Source organism: Mastigocladopsis repens PCC 10914, assembly GCF_000315565.1.
GTDB classification, from domain to species: Bacteria; Cyanobacteriota; Cyanobacteriia; order Cyanobacteriales; family Nostocaceae; genus Mastigocladopsis; species Mastigocladopsis repens.
Genome location: NZ_JH992901.1, coordinates 1646759 through 1660335, shown reverse-complemented (window position 1 = coordinate 1660335; position 13577 = coordinate 1646759). Strand labels below are relative to the sequence as shown.

Genomic DNA, 13577 nt, shown 5'->3' with positions numbered 1-13577 from the left:
ATATTAAATTTTTTTTCTTGGCTTCAGCATATTAAAAACACCCTGACCCATACTAAAATTCAAGCACATTACTGACGCTTATTATCCCTGAGTCAGTTATCTATTTTTTAGATATGTGTCTGTATTTTTAGAGGTTTTGTTTCGTTGCCCTTTGTTACTCAAGGCAGCATCTCTGGTTCAGATTTTCTCACACGTAGGGTAACTTGGTTCAGCTTCTTTGTATTTGCTTCTAAAACTTGTTGTTGCTGTGTCAGAGTTTTCTCACTTGTAGCACTCTTGTTGCTTGTTCCTGAGAGGGTTTCGCGCTGGTTAATGAGATAGATACTAACCAAAGTTAGGCTGACTCCTCCCCACTGCAACGGACTGAGAACTTCTTTGAGTAACAAATTGCCAAATAGCAAAGCAAAGACAGGTGTGAGGAAGGTCAGGGAACTGAGACTGGTGAGATTGCCGCTAGAGGCAAAATAGAAAAACAATCCGTAGGCGATCGCACTGCCAAACACTGTAGCGTAACTCAACGCTAACCAATCAGATGGGACAATGTTCTGCAACTGCCCAGATTCTGCAACTGATGAAATCCACCATAATGGCAAGCCACCTATAATCATGTGCCATCCCGTAGCCATGACAGGGTCAGCATGGCGGCTTACGAACCGGATCAACACAGTTCCCACTGCCATACTCAGCGCCGCTAACAGCATCAACCACTCGCCACTGGCAAACAACTGTTGGAGAGACATTGCTTGCAACGTTTCTACAATCGTACCTGACTCTAGAAAATGGAAAATCCACTCCTGCGGCAAGCCAATTAAACTAATGCCTATGACTCCCAAGGCGAGTCCCAACCATCCCCAAAATCCAATGTGTTCTTGGAATAACCACAAAGACAGCAATGCCACAGCCAAGGGTTGAGAGTCAATCATCACAGACCCCAAACCAGCACCCGTTCTGAGTAATCCCTCGGCTAAAAAGCCTTGAAATAGCGTTCCATCCACCAAGGCAAATAAGGCAATCCACAGCCATGCAATCCAACCCTTGGGTTGAGGTCTACCCATGAGTGCTGCTGCTATCAGAATAAGTACTCCAGCAGGTATTAAACGCACTCCCGCCATAAACAATGGTGTGGTGTGAGGGATGATTCCTTTCATCGCCACCATAGCTGTACCCCATAGGAAAAAGGGAGCTATCAAGAGTACTGTTGCGAGGGGTAGTCGAGATGCACTGGTCTTCAGTTGCATGGGATTGCTGACGCCTTGTTTTACAAATCGCGGAAATAGCTTTAACTAAATTTTACCTAATTATTTCGTTTTGTGAAGGAAATAATACTTATGTAGGTACGTCACTGCTGCTATGTTCAAAGCAATTTAAGTTAAGCCACTTACCAGTAAATAAATATCCAGCCGTAGTATGGTGGGTTGCGACTACGACGAGAGATCGCGCGTTTGACGGTGAACCAGTCCTGCAGGAGGGTTAGCCCGACCTAGGGAACTGGTGTTGGCGCAGCCTCTGGGGAGGAGATACCCGAAGGGCTAGATATTTATTTTTGATAGAGTCGATGCCCTTGTTACCAAGGGACACCTCTCCTTCAGAACCGGACGTGCAGCTTTGACCGCATCCGGCTCCTAGCATTGTATGGAAAGGATTTTCACCTGATATCCACTCCTAGATTGTAGGGTTTGCATCTTTTCAGAACTTGTTCATTACTGAACTTTTCTTACTTAGGTTACTTGTATCTAGGTTTTCTCTATCGTCATCAGTCAAGTGCCTTACTACCCGCCTTGGGCTTTCTTAACCGTTCGACGCTTTCCACTCGCCTTTACCACCGGGGAATTATCCCAAACGCAGGCTTTCACCTGCTTTGGTCGGTTTTACTTGCCTGTACGCAGTTTTAGGTATCTTCGCTACTCAATAAGAGTGCGTCTAAGCATCATCTTGTCGATGTACAGTGATTCTGCAATGCCGTGGGCAGTTTCATTCCCACATCCTACCCGTACCTTTGTGTTAAACGGTTAATCATGCCGCTCCACTACCTCTGTTGGGAACCCTCCCATCTCAATCTTCACTCAGGTGGACTGAGTAGGGTAGAAGTTAGATACGTTTTTCCTCGTTCCGATTGATAGATTGTTGTGCCGATTTAGGTTTCTCCAATTCGCCCACTAGCTTCTCAGGACGGCATCTTTTTCCATAAGAAAGAGTGCGAGAATATTGCTAGTGTACAGGGTAGGCTGTAGCTTGTGCTAACATCGGTTTTCCCTGATAGGGAGTAGGACGCTTTTTTAGGAGATTTGCGTAAGCTAACCTCATAGAGGCTCCCTATTAGCGCCAGTGTGACCTCAACCGAGGAAGTCTCTGATTGCGCCCTGTTACCAGCTTCGCTTTGGTGATTAACCTCTACGTGGTCAGATAAGGAGTCACGTTGTCCTTCACGGATGGGATTTTCACCCATATCCATCAATCAGTTATGAGATTTTCAAGGTTCTAACTTGATACTCTCACCTAGAGCTATGTATTTACTCTAGAACGAGTCGCACTATGGATCTCCCTAAGAGGGCGATCGCTTATGGAAAAATTGGAGTAGCCAGCGCTTTGAGTGAGTGCTCGAAGAGATAAAATATTTAAATAATGGGAATACCACTCTTTCCCATTAGTCAATTATCTGCTTGAAGTTTAATGAACGCATCCTACTTCCTAATTAAGGACAGCGGTATTCATCTCTAAATTCGCCATTAATTTCACACCAAATTCTGCTTCAAATAAAACTTTTTTGTAATCCAAACTCCAAATTTCTAAAGCACAGTCATCATCGGCGCGGGATGGAAAAAGTCTGAGTTTAAATTCCTGTTTTTCAGACAAATGTTCACATTGCACTCGTGTAATTGCTCCAATTTGTCGCCTATCTAAAGCCACTGCCAATCTTAAAATAGCGCTCAACTGATTGACGATTTGCCGAGCAGTTTTACTCACCAAATTACGGTAATTTTCGTGCTTTTTCTTGGGATTCGATTTGCGATGATAACGCGCTAAATTAGCAATAATTTCTATCTCTGTTTCGTTATAGCCAAGTAATTCACTATTGCGAATGAGATAGTAAGAGTGTTTGTGATGCGAAGAATGACTGACATAATGACCGCAATTGTGTAATATCGCCGCAGCCTGAAGTAGTTGCCGTTCTTCTGCTCCCCAGTTGTGGAGTGTCCCTTTGGTCTGGTCAAATATGCTGAGGGCAAAAACTGCCACCCTATCGCTGTGTTCTAAATTGACGTGGTACTTGTTCGCAATTTTGAGAACACTTCGGTGACGCACTGAACCTTGGTAGCGCAGGCGATTTTCAATGAAGCCGTGGGCAAGCATCCAGTCTACAATGACACCTTCCCTAAGAGAACGCTCGCACACCGTGATCGACTCAACCCCCAAAAGGTTCATTGCTTCTTGTAGGATGACTGCGCCTGCAAGTATAACTTCAGACCGTTTCTCTGGCATACCGGGAATCGCAGTGCGTTCTGAATGACTCATTTTCCGCAAGCGATTAACCCACTCCCGCAAGTCTTTTAGACTTAGTTCATAACCATTGAGTGTTGAAGGAACGGAACTCTGTTTCTCTCGCGCTTGAATCATTACCAGAGTTTCAATTGTGCCGGAAGTTCCTACCAAACGGGGAATTTCGTCTACCTTGAGGTTCGCCAGCACCTCTTCAACGGAACGTTCTAACATTGCGCGTGGGTATGCTTGTAAATACTGAAACTCAGCGTTGCTGATAGGATCAGTGGTGATTAACTCGCTAGTGAGTCTAACTGCGCCAACTTTTGTACTGGTGAGGGTTCGCGCTTCGTGAGAGTCGCCCAAAATTAATTCTGTGGAACCGCCACCGATATCTATAATGATGTGGGGTTGGTTGTTAAATTCCATCCCCGACAGCACGCCTAGGTAAATTCGCCGCGCTTCTTCTTGACCAGAAATCAGGTCAACGCTTAAACCCAATTCGTCTTCTACTCTTTGCAAAAAATCTTTGCCGTTGGGGGATTCTCGCACAGCACTAGTTGCGACAGCAATGATGGTTTCGGCATTGAGAGTTTGTGCTATCTCTTGAAAACGTCTTAAGGTAGCGATCGCCCTTTTCATCACTTCTGCTTTCAAATTCCCCGTGTCAAGATCGCGATCGCCGAGTCTTACGGTTTCTTTTTCTCGGGCGATAATGGTAAAAGACGGCAATATGGGTTCAATTCGCACGATTACCATATGTAGTGAATTGGTTCCCAAGTCAATAGCAGCAATAATCGGGTGTTGCTTAACTGTTTGAGTTGGAAGACTCTCCCAGCTAGCTGAAACTAAATTCACCATCTATCGTTTCTCTCTATTAAGGATGGCAAAGGCTGGCAATACTGACTGTATCGGCATAATGTATATATTGTGAACATCAAAATTGTTATCAGGTAGAACGAATGCGTGACCCTAACTGAGCCACCTGAGGCATCCTGTTACCCACAACGAAAGTGACTCATTGGTTGTATCCAAACTTGCCACTTGTAGTTGTGATTTTACAAATAGCAAATAAAGATATTGTATAGATGTGAATATGTGTGAACGAATCTATCTCTAGACATTGTTTTGCTGCCTATGCTTACTACGCCAGAAAGCAACACCGAACCCATGTTGTTTGTGATTATCCGGCTTTTGCGGTGGCATAAACCAGAAGGACGGTTAATTTTGATGATTCCCGCTCTTTGGGCTGTGTTTTTGGCAGCCGCTGGAAAACCACCTTTACCCCTGGTTGGCGTTATCGTCCTAGGTACTCTTGCCACAAGTGCTGCTGGGTGTGTTGTCAATGATTTGTGGGATAGAGATATAGATCCACAAGTGGAAAGAACTCGCGATCGCCCTCTTGCTTCCCGTGCGCTTTCTATAAAAGTCGGCATCATAGTTGCCATAGTGGCGATGGCATGTGCTGCAGTTCTTGCTTTTTATCTTAACCCACTCTCATTTTGGTTGTGTGTAGCAGCAGTTCCAGTCATTTTGCTTTATCCAGGTGCAAAACGGGTGTTTCCTATCCCGCAACTGGTTCTTTCTATCGCTTGGGGTTTTGGTGTTTTGATTAGCTGGAGTGCGGTAACGCATAACCTTTCACTTCCCACCTGGCTCCTTTGGAGTGCCACTTTACTATGGACATTAGGATTTGATACTGTTTACGCTATGAGTGACAGAGAGGATGACCAGCGAGTTGGTATCAATTCTAGCGCTCTGTTTTTCGGTGAATACGCGGCTGTTGCGATTGGGATTTTCTTTGCAGGTACCGTGTTTTTACTCGGTTGGCTAGGCGTGATTATGCACTTGCGCCCTACCTTTTGGATAAGTCTTGCTATTGCTACTGTGGGTTGGGCTTGGCAGTATACACGCTTAAGACAGAAAGACTTACCTAACTCTGCTTATGGAGAAATGTTCCGGCAAAATGTGTGGATTGGTTTTATCGTACTTGCTGGAATGATTGTTGGAAGCTTGTAGTTTTCTTGAGAAACCCGGCTTCTTGAAGAAACTGGGTTTCTTTATTTTTACTGTCTCTTCTTAGACTTACGCAGAAACCGGAATTATCTGAGAAAATTGCCATTTCAGCCATGAGTCTGTGTTGATAAATCCGATTTCTGGTGTTGAAGCGCCAAGGGTAAAGGCAATCCTGTTGCTTCAGTCATTTCCTTGGATGGAGCTTCCCGTGATACATTCCTCAAGTATTGCCCATTGTGGATGGGAGACACGACCTTCATGCAGTGAGGAATGCTGTAATAGCGGTGTGTTTGTTGGGTTCTCTGCCGTTCCTGGATGCTTTCGTTGGCAATCTTCTTACGTAGTTTAATAATCGCATCTATGACTGCCTCTGGTCGGGGTGGACATCCCGGAATGTAGACATCGACTGGAATTAACTTATCCACGCCTCGAACAGTGGTGGGAGAATCTACGCTGAACATCCCGCCTGTAATTGTGCAAGCTCCCATTGCAATGACGTACTTGGGTTCTGGCATTTGTTCATAAAGTCGCACCAGGTTAGGAGCGTACTTCATCGTGATTGTACCTGCGGTAATCAACAAGTCTGCCTGTCGGGGAGTGGCACGGGGAATCATCCCATATCGCTCCATGTCAAACCGAGAAGCATAGGCAGCCATAAACTCCATGAAGCAGCAAGCTGTGCCAAACATTAATGGATACAGACTGGACATTTTTGCCCAGTCATAGAGGTCATCTAGGGTTGTGAAGATGACATTTTCCGAAAGTTGTTGCGTTACTTCAGCACGCTCAATTGAATGAATAACAGAGTTAGTCATGGGTTGAATCCCCCATAATTATAAAGATTTGTTGCGAAAATGCGCTTTTTGTGTATAACTCAAGCGCTTGGAAGAGCAGATTTTCTCTTGTAGGAATTTCTCCTGTCAGATCTTCCAAATCACAAATAACTACATCGTCGATAACTACAGTTTCTGATGACGTTTTGATCTGTACCAGTAAAGATAGAGATCTTAAGGCGCTAGCTTAAGCTTAGTATCGCAGTTGAGCAGAAATAGTTTGTCTGCTCCAAGATTACCAGAACATTCCCTCCCAGTAACCTCTAAAGACGGCAATTTTTAAGGAATTTAGCCGTCTTTTTACTTGGAGAAAGACCACTTCATCTACAACTACCAGCCCTTCTTCAAAGTTCATGATTCACGCTTGAGTGAAGCCATCTATAGAACCCATTTGAGATCTTTGAGGTGAAGAAGTAAAATCGGCACAAACAGTGGAATAGAATCAGGTCAGGGCGAAAAATGGGATATTCAAGCGACGTGACAGACTTGGAATGGGAAATTATCGAGCCGTTATTGCCGACCAAGAAGAAAACAAGACCTCCTGTGTGGACAAAGAGGCAAATATTGAACGGGATATTTTATCAACTTAAGAATGGTTGCAACTGGGCAGACTTACCCAGAGATTTGCCGCCCTATTCTACTGTGTTCTGGCATTACAAGCAGTGGTGTGAAGATGGCATCCTGGACTCAATTATGGCTAATTTACATCAGGGAGTGCGTGAACAAGTAAAAAAAAACCACACTGGACAACCCTGATCCTGATTGATTCACAAGCGGTCAAAAATACTTGTAATGCCAGTGTTGAGTCGAAAGGGTTTTGTTTTTACAAAGCAACCAACGGGATTAAAAGACATCTAGCAGTGGATATATTGGGTTTCCCTTTCTTCACTCACTGCACCACCGCCAACGTATCTGATGACCAGGGGTTGATTGAAATGCTCTCACAAAATATCGATTATTTCCAATCTAAACCACTGGAATTGCCCAAAACAACTATCTTGGTAGATCATGGCTATCATCCTGAAAAAATTATCCCGGCCTTAGAGCAAATTTATCCCCAGATCATGACCAAAATCCAATTTGAACTCTCTGCCAAGCCATCAAAAGCTGAAAAGCAAGCCAAAGGACAATCCGGATTTGTTCCGGTGGCTGCTAGATGGGTGATAGAGAGATCCAATGCTTGGGTAGAGCGATGTAAAAGTTTAGTCAAAAACTTTGACCGCACACTCGCTCGTGCCAATGCCAAGCTCAAACTTTGTTTTATCCGATTGATGCTCAAACGATTAGCTGCTAGCTAGCAAAAAGATCTCAAATGGGTTCTATAGGCAAATTTTATCAAGATTTGATAAAATTTTTACTAGATAAAAATCTAAACAGAACTTAATAGAACTTTTCCAAAGGTTTTTCAGAATTTAGCTATATTTACCATACTAATTAGAGCTAACAGATCAAGGAAACCTAATGAATTTAATCTCATTGTGGAATGGGCAAATAGATAGAATACTAAACACTCTCACAATACCAGTGGGGCAGCCAAAGCAGTATTCTATTTCAAATAGATAACTTTAATCATGTAGAATAAATTTCACTTGAGATGCCAGGTATGATTTCCATAAGTAGCATTGTTGTTCAAGTAAAAATCTACGAAAGCACCAATTCTCTTGTTTATCGAGCTATCAGAAAACAGGATAATATACCTGTTATTCTCAAGGTTCTTAAGGATGACTATCCTACTCAAAATCAACTGACTCGCTACAAGCAGGAGTATAAAATTACCCGTTTTCTGAATCAAGAAGGGGTTATTGGGGTAATCCAGGCAGAAAGTATACAAGAATATCAGAGAACCCTAGTTATTATTCTTGAGGATTTTGGGGGAGAGTCCTTAGAAAAGTTGATGAAGGCATCAGTAGGGGCTTATTGCCCAATGCCCTTACCCGAATTTTTGAGCCTCGCCATTAAAATCACAGATATTCTGGGCAAAATTCACGCTACTAATGTCATCCACAAAGATATTAACCCCAGCAATATTGTTCTCAATCCAAAAACAGGACTGCTCAAAATTATCGATTTTGGCATTGCCACTGTTTTAACTCGTGAAAATCCTACCTTCAAAAATCCCAACGTCATAGAAGGCACATTAGCCTATATGTCACCAGAGCAAACCGGCAGGATGAATCGCACTCTGGATTATCGCACGGATTTTTACTCGCTAGGTGTCACGTTTTATGAACTGCTGACTGGAAAACTACCATTTGCCACTGATGACGTTTTGGAATTGGTGCATTGTCATATTGCTCAACAGCCACTTCCCCCCCACATAGTAAATTCAGAAATCCCCCTAATCGTGTCAGATATTGTTATGAAGTTGATGGCAAAAAATGCCGAACAACGATATCAAAGTGCTTGGGGATTACTAGCAGACTTAGAGGAGTGCCTATCTCAAATACAGCGTAACGGTAAGATCACAGAATTTCCACTCTTCAGTCTAGATATATCTGATAAATTTCAAATTCCCCAAAAACTGTATGGACGGGAAACAGAAATTGCCACCTTACTGACAGCATTTGAGAGAGTGGCGTCTTTGCAGGAGAAACGAGTCAGTGAAAGGCAACAGTGGCAAGTAGAGGTATCTTACCCACTCTCGGCGCACCATTCCCCATTTCCATCTCACAGCGAAATGATGCTGGTGACAGGGTATGCTGGCATCGGTAAGTCAGCGTTGGTACAAGAAGTCTATAAACCGATTACACAAAAACGCGGCTATTTTATTGTGGGGAAATTTGACCAATTAGGGCGCAATGTTCCTTACTCTGCTCTAGTGAACGCCTTTCAACGATTAGTGCGGCAACTGTTGAGTGAAACTGAGGTTCAACTGCAAAAATGGCGAGAAAAAATATTAGCAGCTGTGGGTGCGAATGGACAGGTGATTATTGATTTTATTCCCGAAGTAGAACTGATTATTGGCAAACAATTAGCTGTGCCAGAATTAGGACCAACCGCGTCACAAAATCGCTTTAACCTAGTCTTTCAAAACTTCATTCGGGTGTTCTGCTCACAAGAGCATCCCTTGGTCATCTTTCTGGATGATTTGCAGTGGGTAGACTCAGCAACGCTCAAATTAATTGAGTTAATGATGACCGATAGCGAGACGCAATACCTATTTTTCATAGGAGCGTATCGCGATAACGAAGTCAACCCAACTCATGGGTTGATGATGACACTTGAGGAGCTAAGAAAACAAGGAGCAACTATCAACTCTGTTACCTTAGCGCCATTAGAACTTGAGCCAATGTGTCACCTGCTTGCCGAAACGTTGCATAGTGATATCAGCACAGCTAGACCTTTAGCTGAGTTAGTACTGCATAAAACTCTTGGCAATCCTTTTTTTATCAACGAATTTCTCAAAACGCTACATACTGAAAATCTCATTACTTTTCAATCCCCTCACTTTGGAAACAAAGGGGGGTTCTGGCAATGGAATTTGGAGCAAATTAAAGCGAAGAACATCACTGACAATGTAGTGGAGTTGATGATTGGCAAGTTGAAGAAACTGCCCGATGTGACACAGCATATTTTACAATTGGCAGCTTGTGTGGGCACAGATTTCGACTTAAATACGCTTTCTATGATCTGTGAAAAATCACAAAGCGAAATTTTTACAGATTTATTGTTAGCAGTTCATGATGGATTAATTTTGCCCACATCCGAGTTAGACGAAGCTTTATTGATTCAAAATTATCAATTCCTGCATGACCGAGTTCAACAATCAGCTTATGCCTTAATTGATGAGAACCAAAAACAAGGTGTTCACTTACAAATTGGTCGCAATCTCCTACAGAATACGTCTTCACAGACATTATCAGACAGACTATTTGAGATAGTAGATCATCTCAATTTTGGGGTGGCACTTATCACTCATCCAGCAGAACGAGATGAAATAGCCAGATTGAATTTGCTGGCGGGTAGAAAAGCGAAGGCGGCGACAGCTTATAACGCTGCCAAAAGATATTTAACCACAGGCATAGAATTGCTGACAGCTTCTAGCTGGCAACGCCAGTATGACCTCACCTTGGCGCTGCATGAGTTAGCTGCAGAAGTGGCGTACTTGTGCGGCGACTTCGACCAGATGGACAGATGGGCAACGCTTGTCCTGCAACAAGCAAAAACTATTCTGGATAAAGTAAAAGTTTATGAGGTCAAAATCCAAACCTGTGTGGCGCAAAATAAACACCTCGAAGCTGTCAGGATTGGGCTAGAAGTTTTAGAGAAGCTGGGGGTGAGTTTACCCTCCTCGCTGACCCAAGTGGATGTTCAGCGGCGACTCGAGGAAACAAAGACTTCTTTGAGGGGGAAGAACCTAGAGGACTTGGTCAACCTGCCTGTTATGACAGATGCCTACAAGCTGGCAGCCATGCGTATCTTATCAAGCACGTCTTCTCCTGCCTATATAAGTGTGCCTGTACTATTGCCACTGATTATCTGTGAACAGGTGAATTTATCTATTAAACATGGAAATACTTCCTTTTCAGCCTTTGCCTATGCTACTTACGGCATGATCTTGAACGCGGTAGTCCAAGACATTGAAGGAGCTGATCAATTTGGTCAATTAGCTTTAAGTTTAGTGGAACGGCTCAATGCCAAGGAAATTAAGAGTAAGACATTGATTACTGTTGCATACGGCATAATTCATGGAAAACATCATATAAAGGAAACCATATCACTTCTCCAAAAGGGGTATCAAAGCGGAATAGAAAACGGAGATTTTGAATTTGCCAGCTATGCAGCAGCAGCTAAATGTCAATGTTCATATTTTTGTGGTTTAGAATTGACACAGCTAAAACAAGAGATAGCTTTCTACAGTCATGTCCTCACTCAACTTAAACAAGAAGCTCCTTTGAGTCATGCTCAAATCTGTCGTCAGGCAGTCCTTAACTTACTCTCGACAGTTGAAAATCAGTGCTGTTTACAGGGTGAGGCATACAACGAAGAGAAATTTCTACCGCTTTATTTGGCAGCAAATGACAGAACTGGACTTCACTACTTTTATATCCATAAACTTATCCTCTGCTATCTATTTGGGGATTTCGTTCAAGCTGTGGAAAATGCGACTTCTGCTGAACAGTATTTAGAGGGTGGGACAGGGCAGCCAACTGTGCCTGTGTTTTATTTCTACGATTCTTTAGCGCAGTTGGCGGTGTATCCATCTGTTCTTGATTCAGAAGGAAAACATTTGCTCCTTAAAGTGACAAGCAATCAGGAAAAGATGCTCAAATGGGCGCATCATGCCCCAATGAATTATCTGCATAAATTTTATTTAGTAGAGGCAGAGAAAGCGCGAGTTTTAGGTCAAATCCTTGAGGCTGAGGAGTTTTATGAACGAGCCATTCAAGGTGCAAATGACAACGGATACATTCAAGAAGAAGCATTGGCATATGAGTTAGCTGCAAAGTTTTACTTGGCGCGTGGTAGGGAGAAGTTTGCCCAAACTTATATGCAAGAGGCACACTATTGCTACAGCCGCTGGGGAGCAGCTGCCTTGGTCAAAGATTTGGAAGCTAAATACCCACAGTTACTGACGCGGGTCATGGCGACGACTCACACAAAAAACTCGCCCAGGACAAAGGGTACTACCACTGGTGATCGCTCTGGGGAAGCATTAGATTTAGCAACGATAATGAAAGCATCCCAAGCAATGTCCCGTGAAATCGTACTGGATAAGTTACTCGGTTTGTTTGTCAAGATATTAATCGAAAATGCTGGAGCGCAAACAGGCTTTCTAATTTTGGATAAAGCAGGGGAATGGGTGATTGAAGCCTCAGGGGAAATGGATACAACAGCCAGTAGAGATGGTTGTAACATTACGGTGTTGCAATCACTCCCAGTTAATAACCGCCTACCTACATCCATCATCAACTATGTTGTCCGCACTTATGAAAGTGTCGTCTTAAATGATGCCACGCGCGAGGGCAACTTCACACTTGACCCTTACATCCAAGAGCATCAGAGCAAATCTATCTTGTGTACGCCGCTTGTCAATCAAGGTCAACTGATAGGAATTGCGTATCTGGAAAATAATCTCAGTACTGGAGCATTTACACAGGAGCGATTGAAACTCCTGAAACTGTTATCCTCCCAAGCTGCCATTTTTATTGAAAATGCTGCTACTCAAGAAGAACTGATTCAATCGGAAAAAATGGCAGAACTGGGACAGTTAATTGCTGGCGTGGCTCATGAAATCAATACACCACTGGGAGCAATTCGCTCCTGTGCAGGTAATATTTGTCAATTCTTGAATCAAACTCTGTTAGAGTTACCTGCACTCTTGCAATCCCTCTCCCCACAACAAGTAGAGAATTTTTTAGCTTTAGTGCAAAGGTCACTGCAAAAACAATCTACATTATCCGCCAAACAAGAGCGTCAATTGAAGCGAGCCTTAAAGCAGCAACTAGAAGAATCTGAGATTGAAAATGCAGATACGCTTGCCGATACGCTCACAGATATGGGCATTTACGACGAAATCGATGGCTTTTTGCCGTTGTTCCAAAGACCAGATAGTTCACAAATCCTAGAAATCGCCTATAAACTTTCGGGAGTCAAAAGAGGCATTCAGACCATCAACACCGCTACAGAACGTGCCGCCAAAGTAGTGTTTGCCTTAAAAAATTATGCCCGTTATGATTCCTCAGGTCAAATGAGGTCAGCAGATCTGATTGAGGGGATTGAAACCGTACTCACCCTTTATCATAATCAACTCAAATATGGGGTAGAGGTGAGAAGGAACTATGGTGAGTTACCCCCAGTACTATGTTATCCTGATGAGCTCAATCAGGTGTGGACAAACCTCATCCAGAATGCCTTACAAGCGATGGATTATCAGGGCACTTTAACTATTGATGTCTCTGTGCAATCCCAGCAAGTGAAGATTAGCTTCAACGACACAGGCAAGGGAATACCACCAGAGATTCAAAAGAGAATTTTTGAGCCATTTTTCACGACTAAACCTCCAGGGGAGGGGAGTGGATTGGGCTTGGATATTGTCAGGAAGATTATTGAGAAACATCAGGGGATAATTGAGGTGGAGTCAGTGCCAGGAAAGACTACATTTTGTGTGTTCCTGCCACTGCGTTTGTAAGCCTAAAAGCTGTCAGCTAGCAAGCTGTCAATATCAGACAGATTAACTTTATTAAAGATTAGAAATTATGCACTTTACAAATAGGTCTTTGTGTGAATTAACTCCAAGGCGATGGCACA

The 13577-nt window shown here is 43.2% G+C and carries 7 protein-coding genes; 4 read left to right on the top strand and 3 right to left on the bottom strand.

Annotation, left to right across the window (positions count from 1 at the left end; genetic code table 11):
- Positions 1 to 158 precede the first annotated feature (158 nt).
- Positions 159 to 1238 carry a DMT family transporter gene (locus tag MAS10914_RS0109535; RefSeq protein ID WP_017315702.1) on the bottom strand — a complete coding sequence of 360 codons (1080 nt, stop codon included), beginning with the start codon at positions 1236 to 1238 and terminating at the stop codon, positions 159 to 161.
- 1450 nt (positions 1239 to 2688) lie between these two features.
- A complete protein-coding gene (locus tag MAS10914_RS0109530) occupies positions 2689 to 4338 on the bottom strand; it encodes a Ppx/GppA phosphatase family protein (RefSeq protein ID WP_017315701.1) in 1650 nt (549 codons plus the stop codon).
- A gap of 276 nt (positions 4339 to 4614) precedes the next feature.
- Between MAS10914_RS0109530 and MAS10914_RS0109525 the strand changes: the two genes are divergently transcribed.
- Entirely contained in the window at positions 4615 to 5496 is an 882-nt protein-coding gene (locus tag MAS10914_RS0109525; RefSeq protein WP_026082446.1) for a 4-hydroxybenzoate solanesyltransferase, read from the top strand.
- A gap of 104 nt (positions 5497 to 5600) precedes the next feature.
- Here the strand turns inward: MAS10914_RS0109525 and nuoB are convergent, their stop codons facing one another.
- Positions 5601 to 6308 (bottom strand): NADH-quinone oxidoreductase subunit NuoB, encoded by a 708-nt coding sequence (nuoB, locus tag MAS10914_RS0109520; RefSeq protein ID WP_017315699.1) that lies wholly within the window; start codon positions 6306 to 6308, stop codon positions 5601 to 5603.
- 477 nt (positions 6309 to 6785) lie between these two features.
- Here nuoB and MAS10914_RS0109515 point away from each other — a divergent pair, with 477 nt between their 5' ends.
- The 3 genes from MAS10914_RS0109515 (at position 6786) to MAS10914_RS0109505 (ending at position 13458) form a co-directional block, all read left to right on the top strand.
- Entirely contained in the window at positions 6786 to 7082 is a 297-nt protein-coding gene (locus MAS10914_RS0109515) for a transposase (protein WP_017314682.1), read from the top strand.
- A complete protein-coding gene (locus tag MAS10914_RS0109510) occupies positions 7079 to 7624 on the top strand; it encodes a transposase (RefSeq protein ID WP_026082314.1) in 546 nt (181 codons plus the stop codon). The genes MAS10914_RS0109515 and MAS10914_RS0109510 overlap by 4 nt, the downstream gene beginning before the upstream one ends.
- A gap of 305 nt (positions 7625 to 7929) precedes the next feature.
- On the top strand, positions 7930 to 13458 hold the full coding sequence (locus MAS10914_RS0109505) for an AAA family ATPase (RefSeq protein WP_026082445.1): 5529 nt from the start codon (positions 7930 to 7932) through the stop codon (positions 13456 to 13458).
- The last annotated feature ends 119 nt before the right edge of the window (positions 13459 to 13577 follow it).

Excerpts from the sequence above, each read along its gene's own strand:
- MAS10914_RS0109530 (WP_017315701.1), bottom strand. The coding sequence starts at position 4,338 with ATGGTGAATTTAGTTTCAGCTAGCTGGGAGAGTCTTCCAACTCAAACA.
- MAS10914_RS0109535 (WP_017315702.1), bottom strand. The coding sequence starts at position 1,238 with ATGCAACTGAAGACCAGTGCATCTCGACTACCCCTCGCAACAGTACTC.
- MAS10914_RS0109505 (WP_026082445.1), top strand. The coding sequence starts at position 7,930 with ATGATTTCCATAAGTAGCATTGTTGTTCAAGTAAAAATCTACGAAAGC.
- MAS10914_RS0109525 (WP_026082446.1), top strand. The coding sequence starts at position 4,615 with ATGCTTACTACGCCAGAAAGCAACACCGAACCCATGTTGTTTGTGATT.
- MAS10914_RS0109515 (WP_017314682.1), top strand. The coding sequence starts at position 6,786 with ATGGGATATTCAAGCGACGTGACAGACTTGGAATGGGAAATTATCGAG.
- nuoB (WP_017315699.1), bottom strand. The coding sequence starts at position 6,308 with ATGACTAACTCTGTTATTCATTCAATTGAGCGTGCTGAAGTAACGCAA.